Annotated in this window: 16 protein-coding genes; 5 read left to right on the top strand and 11 right to left on the bottom strand. The window is 56.2% G+C overall.

Going from position 1 to position 17383, the window contains the following annotated elements; all coding sequences use genetic code 11:
* Positions 1-6 precede the first annotated feature (6 nt).
* Positions 7-693, bottom strand: a complete 687-nt coding sequence (locus tag AC13FW_RS14520) for a J domain-containing protein (RefSeq protein WP_482989547.1) — start codon at positions 691-693, stop codon at positions 7-9.
* Between the two features lie 146 nt (positions 694-839).
* Here AC13FW_RS14520 and AC13FW_RS14515 point away from each other — a divergent pair, with 146 nt between their 5' ends.
* Positions 840-1214 (top strand): helix-turn-helix domain-containing protein, encoded by a 375-nt coding sequence (locus AC13FW_RS14515; RefSeq protein ID WP_312917247.1) that lies wholly within the window; start codon positions 840-842, stop codon positions 1212-1214.
* 248 nt (positions 1215-1462) lie between these two features.
* On the opposite strand, the gene AC13FW_RS14510 is transcribed toward AC13FW_RS14515, so the two are convergent.
* The 6 genes from AC13FW_RS14510 to AC13FW_RS14485 form a co-directional block, all read right to left on the bottom strand.
* Positions 1463-1957, bottom strand: coding sequence for a JAB domain-containing protein (locus AC13FW_RS14510; protein WP_482989546.1), 495 nt, complete (start codon positions 1955-1957; stop codon positions 1463-1465).
* Positions 1954-2910 (bottom strand): DUF932 domain-containing protein, encoded by a 957-nt coding sequence (locus AC13FW_RS14505; RefSeq protein ID WP_482989545.1) that lies wholly within the window; start codon positions 2908-2910, stop codon positions 1954-1956. The genes AC13FW_RS14510 and AC13FW_RS14505 overlap by 4 nt, the downstream gene beginning before the upstream one ends.
* Before the next feature lie 1599 nt (positions 2911-4509).
* Positions 4510-5172 carry a hypothetical protein gene (locus AC13FW_RS14500; RefSeq protein ID WP_482989544.1) on the bottom strand — a complete coding sequence of 221 codons (663 nt, stop codon included), beginning with the start codon at positions 5170-5172 and terminating at the stop codon, positions 4510-4512.
* Between the two features lie 252 nt (positions 5173-5424).
* Positions 5425-6597, bottom strand: coding sequence for a hypothetical protein (locus AC13FW_RS14495; RefSeq protein WP_482989543.1), 1173 nt, complete (start codon positions 6595-6597; stop codon positions 5425-5427).
* A gap of 57 nt (positions 6598-6654) precedes the next feature.
* A complete protein-coding gene (locus AC13FW_RS14490; protein WP_482989542.1) occupies positions 6655-7185 on the bottom strand; it encodes a hypothetical protein in 531 nt (176 codons plus the stop codon).
* Between the two features lie 271 nt (positions 7186-7456).
* The gene (locus AC13FW_RS14485) at positions 7457-8674 is read right to left on the bottom strand and encodes a tyrosine-type recombinase/integrase (protein WP_482989541.1); all 1218 of its coding nucleotides are present in this window, start codon (positions 8672-8674) and stop codon (positions 7457-7459) included.
* 392 nt (positions 8675-9066) lie between these two features.
* Between AC13FW_RS14485 and AC13FW_RS14480 the strand changes: the two genes are divergently transcribed.
* Both AC13FW_RS14480 and AC13FW_RS14475 read left to right on the top strand, forming a co-directional pair.
* Complete coding sequence (locus AC13FW_RS14480) at positions 9067-9654, top strand: hypothetical protein (protein ID WP_482989540.1); 588 nt, start codon at positions 9067-9069, stop codon at positions 9652-9654.
* A gap of 11 nt (positions 9655-9665) precedes the next feature.
* Positions 9666-10706, top strand: coding sequence for a DUF4238 domain-containing protein (locus tag AC13FW_RS14475; RefSeq protein WP_482989539.1), 1041 nt, complete (start codon positions 9666-9668; stop codon positions 10704-10706).
* A gap of 963 nt (positions 10707-11669) precedes the next feature.
* On the opposite strand, the gene AC13FW_RS14470 is transcribed toward AC13FW_RS14475, so the two are convergent.
* The 4 genes from AC13FW_RS14470 to AC13FW_RS14455 are packed head-to-tail and all read right to left on the bottom strand — an operon-like array spanning position 11670 to position 15397.
* On the bottom strand, positions 11670-12380 hold the full coding sequence (locus tag AC13FW_RS14470) for a DNA-methyltransferase (RefSeq protein WP_482989538.1): 711 nt from the start codon (positions 12378-12380) through the stop codon (positions 11670-11672).
* Entirely contained in the window at positions 12298-12552 is a 255-nt protein-coding gene (locus tag AC13FW_RS14465; RefSeq protein WP_482989537.1) for a Com family DNA-binding transcriptional regulator, read from the bottom strand. Before AC13FW_RS14465 ends, AC13FW_RS14470 begins: the two co-directional genes overlap by 83 nt.
* Positions 12549-13562 (bottom strand): phage portal protein, encoded by a 1014-nt coding sequence (locus AC13FW_RS14460; protein ID WP_482989536.1) that lies wholly within the window; start codon positions 13560-13562, stop codon positions 12549-12551. Before AC13FW_RS14460 ends, AC13FW_RS14465 begins: the two co-directional genes overlap by 4 nt.
* The gene (locus tag AC13FW_RS14455) at positions 13562-15397 is read right to left on the bottom strand and encodes a terminase large subunit domain-containing protein (protein WP_482989535.1); all 1836 of its coding nucleotides are present in this window, start codon (positions 15395-15397) and stop codon (positions 13562-13564) included. Before AC13FW_RS14455 ends, AC13FW_RS14460 begins: the two co-directional genes overlap by 1 nt.
* A gap of 76 nt (positions 15398-15473) precedes the next feature.
* Between AC13FW_RS14455 and AC13FW_RS14450 the strand changes: the two genes are divergently transcribed.
* Both AC13FW_RS14450 and AC13FW_RS14445 read left to right on the top strand, forming a co-directional pair.
* Positions 15474-16328 carry a GPO family capsid scaffolding protein gene (locus tag AC13FW_RS14450; RefSeq protein ID WP_482989534.1) on the top strand — a complete coding sequence of 285 codons (855 nt, stop codon included), beginning with the start codon at positions 15474-15476 and terminating at the stop codon, positions 16326-16328.
* Between the two features lie 41 nt (positions 16329-16369).
* Positions 16370-17383, top strand: a complete 1014-nt coding sequence (locus AC13FW_RS14445) for a phage major capsid protein, P2 family (protein ID WP_482989533.1) — start codon at positions 16370-16372, stop codon at positions 17381-17383.

The raw sequence follows: 17383 nt of genomic DNA, 5'->3' as shown, positions 1-17383 counted from the left end.
TTGAGATCAGTTGGTTTCTTGCAAGTAGTGGCTGACGGCTCTGAACAGCCGTCTCAGGTCATCCGGGTTGGGAATGCTCAATGTGATGAAGGGCTCGCCATGGATCCGGATGTGGGCACCGTGGGCGGTGATCTCGGTCAGGCAACCCAGTAGCCGGACCTCAGCCTGCTCGAACTTGGCCTTGCACCGAATCTGGGTTTCGGTGATCAGCACGCCTTCCCTGGCACCGCCGAACACGGTGTCGTCGATGAGCACGACAACGTCCTGGGCCCGCAGCCTCTCCCCGTAGCTGTCCAGAGCGCCCTGGAGCTTTTTCCTTGGAATATTTGGAGCGACAAACACCCGCTCACAGGGCTGATTACTGAACTCCAGCCCCTCCAGGGCCTGCCGGAGTGAGCGGAGAGGAGGAGGCTCAGGAGCCCTGGCTCGCTCCGTCCGGGGGCCTGGATCAGCCGGCTTCGCCGACGCTTGGGTACGGTCGAAGCGCTCGCGTTGGTCTGGGTCTTTGAGAACCGCATAGGCATTGTTGACCGCTTGCATCTTGGCCGTCGCCCATGCCACGGACGACGCGTCACCTGCAGCGTACCGATCAGGGTGGTACTGGCTCCGCCTGCCCTTGTAGGCAAGCTCTATTTCCCAGAGCGGTGCCTCGGGGCGTACCCCGAGGACTTCGTAGTGGTTTTCTCCGGACATCCGTTTCTCCATAAGTGACTGCATGCCATTGGCTTCAGCAGCCGCCTCCCGCTTGACTATTTAGACCTCTATCTGTGAAATAGAGTCTGCCACACTGATAGAGGCTTCGTCATGATGGGTGCCCATCCGATCGCATTGATTTCAGCGTGTCCGAGGCCCTCCGCTCTCTATTTGCCGCACGCCTTGTGCAGGCCCGCCAAATGCGCGGGCTGAGCCAGCGCGCCTTGGGAGATCGCATGGGACTAGGAAAGGAAAAGGGTTCTTCCCGGATCAATCGCTACGAACACCAAGTCACTGCGGTTGGCTTCGATAGCCTGGATACCTTGGCCCAGGTGCTTGAGGTTCCACCTGCATATTTACTGGCTGACAACCAGGAAATGGCGCAAACGATCTTGTTGTTTTCCAACATCGCTCCGGAGAAGCAAGCCTCTGCTGTTCAACTTTTGCAACTCCTACAGCAGCATCCAGACTTGATCGAAAAACTGCACGCGCTTGCACCCGGCTTGGTCACCAAGCCGTAAGCGCGAGTTACTAGTCCCGTTGCTCCCATCGGAGCGCTTCGACTAGATACGCTCCAGCTCGCAATCTAAGCCTGGTGACGGCCTCCCTAGCCCGCGCCTTCATCCGCCAGTTTCCATCGGCAGCTGAGCGCTCTACCTCCCGGGCCTGTCGGTCTAGATCAGCCGCTTTGGCACGAGCTATTGCCGCCCTGGTCGATGACCAGGACGTCTCCGTTTCCTTCATGCTGTTCTCCTAAGTATCCGGGCCTTCAGATCTGCCCGAGCTGAGCCATCGAGGTCCCTTGGCCTGCCGACACCACAAGGTGGTCGACGACCCTCACCTCCACCATCGCCAGAACTTCCTTCAATCGCTTGGTGATGGCTCGATCCGCTGCTGACGGCTCACAGTGCCCGCTTGGGTGGTTGTGAGCTAGCAGAACCGCTGCCGCATTTAGTGCCAAGGCTCGTTGGACGACAATCCGCGGATGGATCTCAGCCCCGTCTATGGAACCTGAAAACAGCCGTTCAATGGCGATCAGACGGTTGCGGGCATCGAGGAACGCCACCTCGAAGTGTTCGCGGATCTCATTCCCTAGACGCAGGCGGAAGAACCTGCCTGCAACATCCGCATCTCCCAATAGAAGGCCACTGACCATTGCTCTGCTCTCTAGGATTTCTAATGCCTGAGCGAGGACAGAGCTGTCACGTTCGTTCAAACCGCCAGGTAGCTCTTCCAAGCGTTGCTTCTGCAGCGAGACGTTCATGCGGCTTCCCCCAGCAGTTCCTTCCAAGCCTTCTGCTTTAGCAAGGCGCCTTGGCCGAACCAGGCCGCATCCAAGCGGTTCTCCGTACTCTGCGCCCGCCGATGATGGTCCACGAACTCGGTAATGCTGTTGAGCAAGCCAAAGGCCGTGCCCTTACTGGTCTTTAGGCTCGAGCCTCTACCCTCCCCGCCGTATAGCGCCCGCACCTTGGCTACAGCCTGCTCGTTCACGATGGTTTTTCCATTCTGAGCAGCCGGATACGTGAGCAAATTCCGCAGCATCCCATCGACCGAATCAGGGTTCACAGGTGTCTCGCAAAGGATCCGCATCCGCTCCACGAAGCCATGCCAGCCCTCAACAGCAATACCCAACTGGCTTTTAACCCTGTCAGCATCGAAAGCACTGCGATGCGGGACCTTGATGGCTCCGGTTCGATCCCCAACCGCGATCTGCAGGGTGTTGTTACACACCACGCGAACTGAGGTGAACTGGGCGGTGGTCGCCAGCGTTCCGTCACAGGCCGTAGCCAGAAGAAGGTACCCGTTGACCTGATCCTGGCCCTTTAGGGCCACACCCTGCCCAGTACGGGCCAATGCCCAGAACTTCCGCCCGCCGCGAAGAACGCCTGCCGTTTCCAGCTCGAAACCGCTGTACCGCGTCAGGTCGCGGTAGAACTCAAGGATCTCCCGCGGCTGGACCACTTGATAGCGCTTGGACACCACGGCCAACGGTCGCTTGGTGTCAGAGCGATAAAGCACCTTCTGACCGGGGAACGCCCGAACGGGATACTGATCTTCAGCCTCGGCGGCGAATCGCACCTCGGCTTCCTCCAAGGACCAGTTCATGCCGGCGCGCTCGCGCCATACTTCAATGGACTGGCTTGGAGCCAACTGGCTTCCGATGCCATGCCATGGGACTTGGCCTGCATAGGCCATGGTTTCAACGTGATGCATATCGGTCTCCTTTCAAAGACGGCATAACGCACAAGGCCCGGACAATGCCGGGCCTTGTGCGTCTATCTGGGTTGTTGGTTTAGTCGTAGGAATCCCGGCCGAACTGGTCGGGGCGGGTGAACGAACAACGGGCTACGGCCGACAAGATGGCCGCAGCCACGATGAAGACGCAGTAGAGGAACTCGGATTTATCCTTCATACCTAGTACTCGAAGCGATACGCCGATGCGCGGCGCACACGCAAAACAGGAGGACCCTGCTTCAACGTAGTACTAAGGGTCTGAAATAATTTTCAATCAATGAAAGCATATCGATGGCGCCCAGCACTCAAGCTCGACACGCCGAACGGCAACTTCCGGCCAGAAGCGGGCGTTGGCTGCCGTGGGACGAATGAGTCGAAGGCGTCATACGCCAACAAGCGTCACCGATAGCGAATACCATGACAAAGGTATAAGGCACCTTTCCCATCCCTCCTACTTGCATGAACCTTAAGTTCTTGAGAAATTCGACGAGAGCGAAACTAAGGTGAGGCCGAAAAATGAGGGTGCACGGCCAAGTAGCGAGAAAATGGAACACAGGCACGTGAAAGCTCCTCTAACGAACGCCAGTAGCGCAAAAGCGCGACGAAGGGGTCCTCGCCATCGACGATAGCCTCGCCTTTGCTGAAACGCGACAGCCGAATGGTCGGAATAGGCCCGCTCCGAGTTTGCACAATTCGATAGAGCAAAGCGGCAGCATCCGGATTTGCGGCCATTGGCTGTCGATGCATAAATGTATTTCGCATCTCGCCCAACTCAGCCAACCACTTCGGCGAATCACTGCTGCCATTCGCAGCCAGTAGTAAAGCGACCATTGGATCGCTTCTTGCTGACTCGTTTGCTGTTTTCTCGAGCCAACTGCAGAGCCTTGCCAGACTGTCGGTGCCGGGCTTGGCTACTACTCTCATAGCAGCTAGTTGCGCGAGATAGTCGCGCGCTGCACACATTTCTGCGACCAGCGAATGAACTGCCAGATATAGATCAAAAATCGGAACATTTGAGAAACGACTGCCGGATCGTCGCGACGAGAGCAGAGACCATTGTAGCTGCTCATGGTGGAGCCGACTGACCTCCCGCAAACGCCACCCAGCCGACCGCATGGAAATGGAAAGATACCGTGCAATGTCCGCAAAGGTCTCGTCATGCGCCTCGTGTGCTTGATGGGCTATCGCCGCCCAACTATCGGAACTCTGCTCTTGGGATGGCGCTTTCCCAAGCGTCGGGTACCAAAATTCGCTCCGCTCTGGGCCGTCTTTTGCATGTATCTAATTGACTCCAACAAAATAGCAGCCGGCCTCACGCGCCAATCCACTCGCAAGTTCAAACGACATTGGGCCAGCGTGAGTGAGTCCTTCGTGTCCGCCCACCGGGCCGAGAACGAATCCTCCACCTGTTACAGGGATCGCGATCATGCCTCCCGTGAAATACAGAACCTCCGTAGCCTGTACTTTCCCGATTTTGAGGCCACTGATAGGTGTGGATTTCTGCGAAGTACGATCGTCCATAATGCCCTAGCTAACGATGCAAAAAAATGGGATGAATCAAGCGATAGTGATTTCACTTCAACCCTGATTGATGACCTGAGCCATGAATGTCATCTCAAGTTTCGCGAATCCGTCTGGCGTCGGCTTGGATGCCGCATCAAACTGAGGATATAGCGCTGCTACGACGCTGAAGGCTCCTTCGATCAGGCCATGCAGCTCAACCGTTGGCATTTTTAATGACCTAAATCGAAAACATTCGGCTTCGTCCTCGAACGCAATAACGATCGGACCGGAGCCATGCTGTCCTGGTACGATCTGGCTATCCATGTGCTCAAATTGATTACGGAGTTTCCCAAGCTTGGCAATAGCGATCTCGAAGTTCTTACAAAAATAAGAGGCCCGGCGATCAGATTTACTCAAGCGTCGCAAGGCATTGCATAGACGGTGAAGCGACATCACGCAACCTTCGAGTTGGCCTGGCACTTCAAATGCATAAAATATTACCCCTCCATCACGTACCTGATCTGCAGACTCCTGCTTTGCAACTAGCTCGCGAGCCTCTCGATAGTGTCGAGCCGCGGACACGATGGTATGGCGCATCCACTCCCGTAACTGTCGCTCTTGAACGGAAAGGTCGGGCTCCGGCAGAAAGACTGACAATGCGGCGAAACGCCTCAATCCTTCTATATTTATGCTGAGTTCTGGAATATTCTGCGTCGAAGGAAGTTTCCGGTTGGGCATATCGCAATCACCTTAGCAGCAAGAATTTAGATTGACATTACTCACCTGAGCCTGACCTGTGGCCTATGAAAACCAGTCTCTGGATTGACCCCAGTTTCCAGATGCCAGCTTTTGACCAGATGACGCCTCGGGGTCAGAAGTGAACGTTTATCAGCACTTGGGCTCAAGAACCTGAGGTGACGACACACATCTCGACCGGGAAAATCAACGTTGGGCTGAACGTCTCCTACAGCGACTTATTGAGCAGACGTCCTATCTCGACACTTTAGGTCCAGGCGCCATATCTACTAGTTGCCCGGAAAACAAAACCCCCAAATGCCCGTCATCAAGACAAATACCCAAATCACGGCGAGCACAGAACACACGAACCTGCTCCTGCTTATTTTCCTCAAGGCAGGAGATAACATATTCGACAAAGTCCTCAACAACTTGTCGCTCATCGCGCAAAACTTCTAAACCCACGGACCTCTTTGCGACTCCAAAGGCTCGCTCCCACATCGACGCATACGAGTCAAAAACCGGAACACGCCCGTTAAAGTAGAGCTCATTGAACTTCAGCTTATCAATAACTACATTACCGTGAAGCAAGTCATTCCTCTCGTTCACGAGCGAGTGATAACGCCGACAGGACTCATGTCGATAATCAATCTCTGACTGAAATCCGACGCAGTTGTGAGCGAGGCTTTTGATGCGAACGTCGATGGGCTGGCGGATCAAATACTCCCTTAATCTATCATCCTGCTTCAGGTTTGGCTTCATCAGGAGGTACATCAAGAGGTTCACGAAAGCCTCAGCCATCACAGGCAACATTGCACGCGCACCAAAGCACAAGCCAGTTGCCTTCGTGACAATTTTGCCTTGCTGCCCCCATTCTTCGGACCATTGCTCAGGGCTTTCATATTCGCCGATGCCGCCAAGCTGGCTTGTTTTTCCCTCGACATCAAGAGCTTCAATTTCGGACATCAAGCATTCAACAGAGCTTCGAATTCGGTGATATGGGTTGATGAACTCAACCCAATGTTCCAATGCCTTACGAACTTTCCCCATGGCTTGGCCATGCCTCGGGAAAGTACTCTTGACGTCTACCACCAATTGTTCAAGGGCCTCACGCGGCAATTCATCCCCCGAAATCCACAGTTCAGTTCGGAAGTTGTGTCCTTGAACGAGGATTATTCGTCCATGAGATGCAAGGGTCCACTCCCAATGGATAAGGTTTTCGGAGTGATCGCCACGTAGGAAATTTTGTATGCCGTTTGGAGCGCCGAAACGGCCATACAGATAGCAATAGAGATCAACAGGTTTGATTTCGTTGCAAAGGGTCCAATGAGTATCAAAGTGAGGCCGTCCCTCCGCACGAAGCATCTCAATTAGGTCGCGCGCATGTATCGCGGAAAGCTGTTCGACAAAGCCAGGTTCTAGCTTCATAGAGCAAAACGCCTGTTTTAAGCCCCGCCACAAGGCGGCGTTGACTTGAATTAATTATTAGTGAACAACGCCACGAAGCCTCCGATTTGCCAGACGAACAAAGCTCTCATGAGCGCTGATGAAACCTGGCACTAGAGAATTTATCTCTCTCGCCTCAGCCTTGATGTTCTCCGGCGTGGCGCCGGCAGGCAAACTGTCTGGCTTTACGGATCGCAAGTGACCCGTCGCCCCAATAAGAACGGTGTTCTTGGCAATCGCCATCCCTAACTCAGATGCCTTTTCATAGACATTTTGGTGCGCTCTATTAAGCCGAGGATCGATGAACTCATGATCGACCGTCCCCCACGAATCCACATATTGAGAGAACGGCGACCAGTAGGCATTTTGAAAAGCACCGAGAAAGTCGTGACCTCGGTAAAGTTGGTAAATTCCGCTATCGACAATTAACTCTCTGTACCGCTTATACAAGTCAATGTCGTGCTGATTCCTTCTACCTTCCCCACTAAAAAACGCTTTGATCTTGTCCCAAAAGTAGCCGATTGCGGCAATTCCACCAAAAATGGTTGCGATGATCAGCAGGGATTCCATGTTACCTCTCGTTGCCAAACCGACTAATAGCTCGACCTCAGGAGCCTGCTATCCAACTACCCACAGCACACCAGTTGGCGAGCTACTCCCTCAGTACGTCTTGATCTTATGGCTGACGACGCCCATAAACAAGACAGCGCATAAGCGTCGTTAGCCCAGCGTCTTCTCTACCAGGCAGCTATCGAGGACACCCACAGGTTGTCCGCTTTGGGTCGATAGCGCCCTGCGCGACAATAGCCGCGCAGGGCAACCTAAGACACCGAATGGAGAATCAAACAACCAGCTTTATAAGCGCCTCGCCTTTTCCCTTCAATTTATCCAAGTAGTCTGCCCACGCCTGCATCATCTTCCGGCGCTCAGGCAAATGTTCCGCCCGGTTATAAGCCGCTTTAATCGGATTTCTTTCAGAGTGGGCAAGCTGCCTTTCGATTGCGTCTGATGTCCAGCCCATCTCATGCAGCAAAGTGGAAGCCATGCTTCGGAAGCCATGTCCGGTCATGTCATCCGTCCCGTATCCCAGACGACGAAGTGCTGCATTGACCGTGTTCTCGCTCATTGGATCTCTCGAGCTTCGGACGGACGGAAATACGTAGCGTCCATCTCCCGTGACCGGTCGCAGCTCTTCCAGTACAGCAACTGCTTGCCTGGATAGCGGGACAACGTGAGCTATTCCCATCTTCATTTTCGTCGCAGGGATGTTCCATTGCTTCGCAGCAAGATCGAACTCTGCCCACTCCGCCTTACGCAACTCCCCCGGACGAGTGAAGACCAGAGGAGCAAAGCGGAGCGCACATTGCGTGACAAGCTGCCCCGTGTACCCATCAATGGCCCGCATCAGCTCACCGACCTTCGCTGGATCGGTTATTGACGCGTAGTGCCTGTTCTTCGCTGTCTTCAGAGCACCACGAAGAGCGCTGGTCGGGTCACGATCTAACCTTCCGGTGGCCACCGCGTAGCGAAATACCTGCCCGCAGATTTGGCGAAGGCGCTGCGTGGACTCGATCTTCTCCTGAGCCTCCAACCTACGCAGAACTGCCAACACCTCAGCGGTGCTGATCTCATGGATCTGCCGCTTGCCCAACCAAGGAAAGGCATAGGTCTCCAGCATCCATGCTGCCTTCTCCCGCGTTGACTGCGCCAAGTCCCCACGGGACTCGAGCCATTCCACGGCTATCGCCTGGAAGCGGGTATCTACTGACAACTTGGACGTGAGCTTGCTCAATTGCTTGTGCTCGGAAGGATCGCGTCCAGCACGAAGCCTCGCCCTAGCCTCATCACGGGCCTCACCGGCTTCCTTAAGCGAGACCTCGGGGTAGACCCCGATCGCCAGTAGTTTCTCCTTACCATCCCAGCGGTACTTCATCCGCCAGTACCTCGCACCATTGGGCATCACGTGCAGGTAGAGACCTGCTCCTGCTGCCAACTTGTAAGGCTTGTCCTTCGCCTTCGCGTTACGCGCGGCCATATCTGTCAATTGCTTAGCACCCATTGGGGGTACATCCTCCTTGCTGAACTCCATTTCCCGAAATGTACCCCCACTTGTACCCCCAACGTCGCTGGATGTACGTGGACAAGCTCGGACCAAAGCGCACAAAAAAGCCCGCATTTCTGCGGGCTTAGTATGAATTCTGGACTTGCCTGGACGCCATAGGATCAGGCGATGGTGCCGCTTATCCGAATCGAACGGATGACCTACTGTTTACAAGTTAATTCGTCTGAGCAATGAAAACAGCAACTTACGCGCCTTATTTTTACCGGCGGCAAGTCGTGAAACCATTGCTACTTGAGGCCTATCCACTTAATTTTACCGGTGCAAATAACTTCAATTGGGCATCCTCTGAACGGTAGCCCCTACCGCCCCAAGGAACGGAACCATCAAGCATGGCAATTCTAGAAACGGCAAGTAAGGTCCACTGGAACTACTTTTTGGCATTAGAACGCGATTTAGAGCTTGCTTCGCGCTATGTCGAATTTTGCTCCGGGAATATGCACACATTCTCGATAGAGTTTGCCCACTTGCTTCTTGCTGCGGCATCTGAGGTGGACGTAGTCGCAAAGCTTCTATGCTCAAAGCTCGAACCCACGGTGAAAGCGGGGAACATCGAAGGTTACAAGAAGGTTTTAACCCAGCATCTCCCCGAATTGGCGCTCATGCAAGTGCACGTTCCCAGATATGGCCTAACAATGACTCCTTGGGAGAACTGGGGAAATGCAAAGCATCCTGATTGGTGGCGTAGCTACAACAACGTCAAACACCAGCGTGATGCTCACTTCCAGGAGGCCACACTCAAACACGCATTGAATGCAATGGCTGGCCTAAAATGCCTGATTATTCACCATTACCGCCTGTCCATTGAATCTGCAGGACAAAATCCAAGCATCAAAAATACAACTCGCATCTTACAGCCGGGACCATCTCTAATGAGGCTCGACGCGGACTGTTACTATTCCCATCTCCTTGTCGGCTAGCCACACGAACCATGTCACCTCCATCAGTGTTGCCTACGAGGAAGCGTAATCACTACGTCTGGAAGATGCACCTGGCCAAATGGTCGGACAACAATCGAGATGTTTGGTACACCACGAAGAAACGCAAAGTCGCGAGAGACAGCGTAGCGGGCTTAGCAGTTGAGGACTATTTCTATCTTGCAACACCACTCTCTAATCGCCAATTAGCGATTGTCAAAGCAACAATTGATGCTGGAACGGGCCCCGCCGTTGACTATCACAATCGCCTGTTGGCGAATTGGGAGGAAATTCAGCGGCGCATGCAACTGATACCCCGAACTGGCAAATATGCCGAGGCGGCAAGCGGCGCCATGCATGCAGTCCAATCCAACTTTTTAGAACTCATCTATACCAAGCATGAGCTCGGGGTTCGGCCCATTCTTGAGAGCTTATGCAGGGACGATCTCAGCGCAGTTGCCGAGAAAAGTAACCTTGTGATTCTTTTGAGTTATGTCGGCCATGTATCCATGCGAACCAAATGGATGAAAGATGTAATGAGTGAATTGAGGGCCAAGACGATGCAGCCCCAAGATGCCGAAGACTACTCGGCCGCCTGGTGGTTTCTATCATTGATCTACGGGACGAACTTAGGGCAGTCACTTATTCGTTCCGCAGAGAAATCTGTATTGGCTATTCTTACCACTGATTTGAATGCCCCTTTTATCTTCTCCGACAATCCCGCCTTGAACATCCATCCGGACGCGATGCTCTCAATGCAGCAGATCCGCGGGCTTGATTATTTCATGCCTCTGTCACCTACTAGGGCAGTAGTTCTGTGTGAATCTGGGCGCTATAGGCAGGGACTGCAGCGCGCTACAGAAGACGAAGTGCACGCTCTTAATCTGTTGCTCGCACAGCGGTCCGAGTCAATCATCGGAGGCGCTAAGGACGTAGTTGAAAGATACAAAAGCGCCGTTGGGACCTTTCAACCGCCAGTCGCATCACGCCAGCAAGACCACTCGTCAGTTTCTGGCGACTTGCATCCAGATTCAGAGACCAGTGCGAGAGGGTAGGGGCAAAGGTAAAGATACTGTCCGATCGATGCCTACGACTTGCTCCTCAGATAGCACTGCCGCCAGGCTTCCAATTCCGTGACCAAAGCGACGCCTCCGCCCAGTTTCTTGTTGACCGCTTGATCTTTCTCATAGTGACGCCGCATGGTCGCGGCGATGGGAGGGGCGGATTCTCGATCAATATCGCGACGCACCAGGTGGCCAAGTCGCGGCTGCTGGCCAACCCGGCCACTTCATTCCGGATCCATCGATCAGCGTGCCGGCAAGGAAGCGGCGGCGGCGTAAGCATCAGTGAGCGGGTCAGTGCGGGGACCTTCCTGCCGCCCTTATGGAAATTTTTAGGGACGCCATCGGAAACAGGTAATAAAGGTAATCCCTAAATTTCAATCACCTTAAATCTATATTTTTCAATTACTTATATCTATCTATCAAAGGTAATTAAATGGTAATCAGAAGGTAATCAGGTTACCTTTTTGGACGGTAATCTTTTGCCCGGATGCGGCCCAATAAAATCAATGACATACAGTCAGGTTACCTTTTTAGTTACCTCAGATTACCGTCACAGGTAACCACCAAATATTGCTTTTTTTCAATGACTTAGCCCGCCATAAAGGGGCCTGATTACCAATTACCATCTTCCGATGGGGGTCCCCAGAAATCGCGCCTCGGGTGGACAGCCTCCCTTGCGGCGCAGGAAGCCCCCAGACGCGCAGGGATCCGCAGGGCCATTGCGCCCCATCCAATGCCCGCGCCAGCCTGTACGGGCGCGGCTGGGCGGCACCTGCAGGCCTGCAGAATTTCCGGGGTAGTTAGAGGGCAGGCGTGGCGGGGCGACGATTGCGTTTCTCGGGGGGTAGGCGGCCGAAACCGTACCGCGCGCCTCGATTTCGTATGGTTGCGCCGCGCGCCCACGAAAAAGCCGCCCCGGAGGGCGGCTCTGTTTGGGCGGCGCTGGTGTTGGGCCTACTCGGCGCGCAGGCGCTCGCGGGTGACTTCGGCGTAGTGGTCCGTCATCTCGATGCCGGTCCAGTTGTAGCCTTCCTGCTGGGCCGCTACGAGCGTGGTCCCGGATCCAGCGAACGGGTCAAGGATCCGGCCGCCCGTCTCGCAGATCCGCACCAGCTGTCGCATCAGCGGCGTGGGCTTGCCGGTCATGTGGAGCTTGTCTGCCTTGCGCACCGGCTCGCGGATCACCCCCGGCAGCACCGGTGCCTGGCGCTTGAGCGGCATGCCCCCCTTGCTGCCCCAAACCACGTATTCCGCCTGGTTGCGGAAACGACCGAGCTGGGGACGTACCCCTTCGGTCTTATCCCAGACCGTGATACCCCGCCATGTGAAGCCAGCACACTGCAGCGCGTCCGTGGTGAGCGGCAGCTGCCGCCAGTCGGTGAACAGGCATACAGGCGCGCCATCGCGCAGGAGCCGGCTGCACTCGCTGAGCCAGAGCACCATCCATTGAAGGTGGGAACGCTGGTCGCGCTCATCGCCAACGAAGTCGGCATGCAATGCCCGGCCACCTCCCTGCACGTACTTCTCAGACGGTGGCCGTTGCCTTGCACCAGCGGTGAGGCCACCACTGGCATACGGCGGGTCAGTGATCAGCGCGTCGAACGATGCGCTCGGCAGGGTCGGCAACAACATCAGGGCGTCGCCTTTCAACAACTGGTTTTTCATTGGTAGAACCTTCTGTCAGTCGCTCGCGGCGATCTGTCGGGAGGCTCTGGGCCTTCATGTGATTCATGGTGCCGCACCTCGGGCACTTAATTTGCAGCTCGCTGTAGCCACTCGCCTTAGCCAGGAGGCGGGCGCATTCGCCACAGCGCAGATTGGTTAGCGCGTTCGTCACTTCACCCCCTCCCCTACAACGAACGGATCAAATCGAACCACCTGATCGCTTGCCCATTCGTTGATGGTGTCAAAACGGGATTGCAACGGTTCAAGCTCCATGGCCGCCCACACGCTCGCGGCGTCGCGGATAGAGCCGAACCCACCAGAGTTCTGCGGGACGATGCCGAGCAACTGCGGCGGCACGCGCAGAGCGGCGAGCATGTCATCGCGGGTCACCCCCTTGATGCCGGTGAACTCGTCCTTGGCCGCCACTTCGCTTACAGGGATCAGCTGGATGCCGTCCTTCTTACCGTTGGGTGAGTGCAGGAACAGGTTGCGGAAATTGCCGATGCCGCGAGCGCCTTTCAGCTGCTCGCGGAGGTTATCCACATCGCCTTGGTTCACCTGCGGATCTGATAGGTACAGGATGAATCCAGCATGCGAGCCGTTGTTGTAATACTTCCGGCGGAACAACGTCGCCGACTCGTTTAGTAGCGCCGACTGCACCGCAGGCATCCACTCGGGAAGGCCGTAAATCTCCTGGTCAACATCAGCCTCGCGCAGCTGGAACACCGTGTCGGCAGCGAACTCATGCTCAACGGAGCCGGCGCGCACCTGAAAGAACTCTCCGTCTTCAGTGCCGCGCCGCATGTACTGAGACAGCGGCACGGTCATGCTATGGGCGGCCCCAGTCATTGCCCGGACGCGCTCGACGTAGGCAGTGCCGAATGTGAGGAAGTCCAGCGAGAGCTGGGCAAACTTCGCCCGCGACAGAAGGCGGTGAGGCTTGAACGTCCTTACCAGCATGTTCCGCTTGAATGTGAGGCCGCTCTGCAGGAACGGGTTTGAGCGCACCGTGCGCGCCAACCCCTGCAGATCCACAGGTGGCTCGAAGTAGCGCCCACTGCGCCAGCATTCGAGATAGTCGAGCAACCCGCGCGAATCAAGCACAGGCGTCGGTTCGCCAAAGGTGAAGGCCTCAAACTTGCCGGGCGGTTCCTGTGCCAGAGTCTGGTCTTCGGTGGACATCAGAAAATCTCCATGGTGCTGGTGGCGGCGGCTGCGCCCTCCAGCGGTTCGTTGTAAAGCGCGTGCAGCAGCGCCCATGCCAGGTCGGCATGGCCAGTGGCGCGCGTGCGCCCTGCGGTGTAGGTGATCTGCCGCCCGCTGGCGGTAATGGTTTTCTGGATTGCCATCAGGGACTGCGTGAGGTCAGTCCACCCGGCGTCGTATTCCAAACGTTCGTTCTTGATCACGTCATAGGCTTTGAGTACCAGGCGCGACTTCACCTCGGGCGAATAGCTGAAGGTGGTCACGCCAGGAAAGAACTGCTTCACCAATTGGGCTACGCCTGTGCCCATGCCTGTGGTGTCCACGCCGATATAGGTCACCCAGTAGCGCTGTGTGATCTTGTGGATAAAGTCAGCTTGGGCCGCGAAGTCCATGCCCTTGAACTGATGCCGCTCCAACACGCGGAACGAACCACCAGGCACCGCTGGCGGCGCCACGACAACGATACCGGCGCTGTCGCCCGTCTCGGCAGGGTCATACCCGATCCACACCGCGCGGTCACCGTAGGGCCGAATAGCATGGGCCTTGTAATCGCTGTCCCACTCTACCCAGCTATCCACCATGCACGACTGCAGCAGCGACAACGGGAAGACGCTAGCGCTGTCATCTACGAACTCGCACATATAGAGGTTTGCGAAGTCCTCCGGGCTATTGTCTCGCCGCAGCTCTTCGATATCGAACAGATCGCAACCGCGCCTATCCGCGTCTTGGATAGTGACCATGTTTCGCCACGCCCCATCAGCACACCTACGCCCTTCCTGCAGGTTGGCGTGGCTCACATCAATGCTTATGTGCTGCGAGGCTGGGCGGCCCTTGTTCAGACGCTCCCCTGTCCAGAAGTCATACGCTTGGTGCGCCATGGTGGACGGCGTACTGAAGTAGGTCTTTCGCCACTTTTTATGCGTCGCCATCGCTTTTGCGACTTTGTTCAACTCTGTGAATCCATGAGTCCAGAAGAACTCATCGAAGTAGAAATTTCCGTGGTAGCCCTGCGCGGTTCGGGCATTGGTTCCGAGGAAATACAGCTCCGCGCCGTTCGCAAGAACAATCGGATCACCGCTAAGGTCTCGATCAAGCACTTGCTGCACGAATCTGCGGATATAGCCGAGAAAGACGTGCGCCTGGCTTTTTGATGCACTTAGGAAGATCTGATTCCGCCCAGTAGTGAGAGCATCAATAAGCGCCTCACGTGCAAAATAATAGGTCGCACCGACCTGGCGCGACTTCAGAATGATGCGCGTGCGCTCATTGCCGGCCTTGTGCCAATCGCGTTGAAAGTCGAAGCAACCATCCAAGAATGCTTCGCGCAACCGCTCTACCTCATCCTCGGTAAAGCTGTTCTTTGGCGTGCGCTTTTTGGGCCCAGCATTGCGCTTTGCCAATTCCGGGTTGAGATCCGTCTCGGTCCCGCCACCTTGATAGCGCTGGATCCGTGCTTGCCGCTCCAGCTGGCGGTGCAGCAGGTCGATTTCCTTAAAGTCGTGAGCCGTCTTGTCGTTCTTGTGGATCAAGATCACCAAGCGGGCTTCCAACGCGGCACCGATTCGTGCAACGTTGTCCGCCCTGTCCCATTCGTCGCGCGACTTCCAGCTGTGAATGGTGCGCTCTTTCTCGCCGATAGCTTCGGCGATTTCGCACACACGCCAGCCCATCCAGTACAGGAACATGGCCTGCCGGCGGGGATCCATCTGCAATTGGTCAGCAACGATATTCACTGCAGCAAGGTTGCCGGTCGCCTCGCGCGAGAGACACGCAAAACCCTTGTAATCCTGCGGATTACAGGTTGGCGTCATTGCTGGTGATTTGCCCTCATCCGACCATGGGTCATCGCATCAATTCCGATGCTACTGGACACATGCAGAGGGCAAGATGGCCGCCAAGAAAGCAAAGAAGTTCCGTTCCAAATTCTTCCGCGTGGCCGTCGAAGGTGCCACCTGTGATGGCCGCACCATCGAGCGCCAGGACATCGTGGACATGGGCGAGACCTACGACCCCAAGGTCTACGGTGCGCGCATCTGGATTGATCACATCCGCGCCACCCACCCGGAAAGTGTGTTCGGGGCCTATGGCGACGTGCTGGCCGTCAAAACGCAGGAAGTGGAAATCAACGGCAGCAGCAAACTCGCCCTGTTCGCACAGATCGAGCCGACCGACGCTCTGGTGAACCTGGTCAACGTGCGCAAGCAGAAGGTCTTCACCAGTATTGAGGTGGCCCCGAAGTTCGCAGACAGCGGCCGGGCGTACCTGTTTGGCCTTGCGGTCACAGACACGCCGGCAAGCTTGGGCACGGAAATGCTCGCCTTCGCCGCGCAGCACCCGGACAAGAATCCGTTCGCAGACCGCAAGCAAGCGCCGGAAAACCTGTTTACCGCTCTGGCCGAAACCGCCATCGAGTTCGAGGAAGTCGAGGCACCGGCACCGCGCACGTCGGCGCTGGGTAGCCTGCTGTCGGCGCTCGGCATCAAGCCGCAGCCCGAGCCGGAACCCGAAGTGAAGGATGTGAACGCCCTTGCTGCCTTCTGCGCGGAACTGGTCGAAACCGTGGAAAGCCAGAACGATGAAATCGTGGCTTTGAAGCGCGAGCAGGAGCTGTCCAACCAGCGCCACCAGCAGTTCGCCACGCAGCTGGCGAGCATCACCACCACGCTCGCCAACACCCCGCAGAACTACACCAAGCGTCCGGTAGTGACTGGTGCTTTGGGCGACGACGCCACCGACTGCTGATCGCAGCTCAACCCCCTCATTCAAAGATTCAGGAGCATCTGATGCGTACCGAAACCCGCCCGCTGTTCGATCAGTACACCAACCGCCTCGCACAGCTCAACGGCGTCACCGACCCATCCAAGGTCTTCACTGTCTCGCCGGAAGTTCAGCAGACCTTGGAAGGCAAGATGCAGGAATCCAGTTCCTTCCTGCGCGCTATCAACATGACCCCGGTCAACGATATGCAGGGCCAGAAGGTCGGCATCGGCATCGGCAGCACCATCGCTGGCCGCACCGACACCAGCGGCAACGCCGAACGCCAGCCGACCGACCCGACCAACATGGACAGCAACGAATACCGGTGCGTCCAAACCGACTTCGACACCGCCCTGACCTACAACAGGATCGATACCTGGGCGCGTCACAAGAACTTCCAGACGTTGATCCGTGACGCGATCCTGGCTCGCCAGTCCCTGGACCGGATCATGATCGGATTCAACGGCACCAGCGCCGCTACCAATACCAACAGGGCAACGAATCCGCTGCTGCAGGATGTAAACAAGGGCTGGTTGCAGCAGTACCGCGACAACGCAGACCATCGCGTTCTGGATGGAGGCAAGGCCACGGGCGTCGTAAAGATTGGCGGTGCCGATGCTGACTATGCAAACCTGGACGCGCTGGTGATGGATGCTGTCTCCAGCCTGATCGATCCATGGCACGCGAAAGACCCCGGCATGGTTGTGATCCTCGGCCGCAGCCTGATCCACGACAAGTACTTCCCGATCATCAACAAGGACAACGCGCCGACCGAACAGCTTGCCGCTGATCTGGTGCTGGGCACCAAGCGCATCGGCGGCCTGCCTCCGGCTGACGTGCCGTTCATGCCGGACGACGCGATTCTGATCACCAGCCTGAGCAACCTGTCGCTGTACTGGCAGATCGGCGGCCGTCGCCGCTTCATTCAGGAGCAACCGGCGAAGAATCGGGTGGTCAACTTCGAATCATCCAACGACGCCTACGTCGTTGAGGACTACGGCATGGGCTGCCTGATCGAAAACATCAAGGTCGGGGACTGA

This window comes from Stenotrophomonas sp. 21LCFQ19, from assembly GCF_056861425.1.
This window is presented reverse-complemented; position numbering and strand designations above follow the sequence as displayed.

What these genes read in the sequence shown, in the direction of transcription:
- AC13FW_RS14475 (WP_482989539.1), top strand. Translation starts at nt 9,666, where the DNA reads ATGTCACCTCCATCAGTGTTGCCTACGAGGAAGCGTAATCACTACGTC.
- AC13FW_RS14455 (WP_482989535.1), bottom strand. Translation starts at nt 15,397, where the DNA reads ATGACGCCAACCTGTAATCCGCAGGATTACAAGGGTTTTGCGTGTCTC.
- AC13FW_RS14450 (WP_482989534.1), top strand. Translation starts at nt 15,474, where the DNA reads ATGGCCGCCAAGAAAGCAAAGAAGTTCCGTTCCAAATTCTTCCGCGTG.
- AC13FW_RS14445 (WP_482989533.1), top strand. Translation starts at nt 16,370, where the DNA reads ATGCGTACCGAAACCCGCCCGCTGTTCGATCAGTACACCAACCGCCTC.
- AC13FW_RS14490 (WP_482989542.1), bottom strand. Translation starts at nt 7,185, where the DNA reads ATGGAATCCCTGCTGATCATCGCAACCATTTTTGGTGGAATTGCCGCA.
- AC13FW_RS14505 (WP_482989545.1), bottom strand. Translation starts at nt 2,910, where the DNA reads ATGCATCACGTTGAAACCATGGCCTATGCAGGCCAAGTCCCATGGCAT.
- AC13FW_RS14470 (WP_482989538.1), bottom strand. Translation starts at nt 12,380, where the DNA reads ATGAAAAACCAGTTGTTGAAAGGCGACGCCCTGATGTTGTTGCCGACC.
- AC13FW_RS14500 (WP_482989544.1), bottom strand. Translation starts at nt 5,172, where the DNA reads ATGCCCAACCGGAAACTTCCTTCGACGCAGAATATTCCAGAACTCAGC.
- AC13FW_RS14510 (WP_482989546.1), bottom strand. Translation starts at nt 1,957, where the DNA reads ATGAACGTCTCGCTGCAGAAGCAACGCTTGGAAGAGCTACCTGGCGGT.
- AC13FW_RS14520 (WP_482989547.1), bottom strand. Translation starts at nt 693, where the DNA reads ATGTCCGGAGAAAACCACTACGAAGTCCTCGGGGTACGCCCCGAGGCA.
- AC13FW_RS14480 (WP_482989540.1), top strand. Translation starts at nt 9,067, where the DNA reads ATGGCAATTCTAGAAACGGCAAGTAAGGTCCACTGGAACTACTTTTTG.
- AC13FW_RS14485 (WP_482989541.1), bottom strand. Translation starts at nt 8,674, where the DNA reads ATGGGTGCTAAGCAATTGACAGATATGGCCGCGCGTAACGCGAAGGCG.
- AC13FW_RS14460 (WP_482989536.1), bottom strand. Translation starts at nt 13,562, where the DNA reads ATGTCCACCGAAGACCAGACTCTGGCACAGGAACCGCCCGGCAAGTTT.
- AC13FW_RS14495 (WP_482989543.1), bottom strand. Translation starts at nt 6,597, where the DNA reads ATGAAGCTAGAACCTGGCTTTGTCGAACAGCTTTCCGCGATACATGCG.